The organism is Neglectibacter sp. X4, from assembly GCF_009917365.1.
Classification (GTDB): Bacteria; Bacillota; Clostridia; order Oscillospirales; family Acutalibacteraceae; genus Acutalibacter.
The window spans coordinates 1-501 of record NZ_QWLE01000369.1; the positions used below are offsets into that span (position 1 = coordinate 1).

At 44.1% G+C, this 501-nt stretch carries 1 protein-coding gene; it reads right to left on the reverse strand.

What is annotated here, in order from left to right; all coding sequences use genetic code 11:
* Nucleotides 1-398, reverse strand: a 398-nt coding sequence (locus D1841_RS18620; protein ID WP_160645026.1) for a recombinase family protein, incomplete at its 3' end; no start/stop codon positions are given.
* Nucleotides 399-501 lie beyond the last annotated feature (103 nt).

The following is a 501-nucleotide window of genomic DNA, read 5'->3' on the forward strand; positions in this document are numbered from 1 at the left end:
TGTATCGTTTCCCGTTCCAACTGTGCGAACACGATACAAATATTCAGCATGGCCCGGCCCATCGGGGTTGAAGTATCAAACTTTTCCGTGGAAGAAACAAACTCCACATTGTACTGCTGGAACAGCTCCATCATGGTTGCGAAATCCAGAATGGAACGGCTGATACGGTCAAGTTTGTAGACAATGACTTTTGCTATCAGGCCCTTTTTAATATCCCGCACCAACTCTTGAAATTTCGGGCGGTCTGTGTTTTTGCCGCTGTATCCTTTATCTGTGTATTCCCTGCAACTACCGCCTTTCAATTCGTATTTGCAAAACTCAATCTGGCTTTCAATGGAAATGCTGTCCTTTTTGTCTACCGATTGTCTTGCATAGATTGCGTCTATCCGATTATTCATATTGTCGCTCCTTTTCTTAAAAAAGAAACGGAGCTGCTGACAGTCTTATTATACCGCCAACAGCCCCGTAAATCAATGATGTGGCTGGAAAAACTTACGCCCC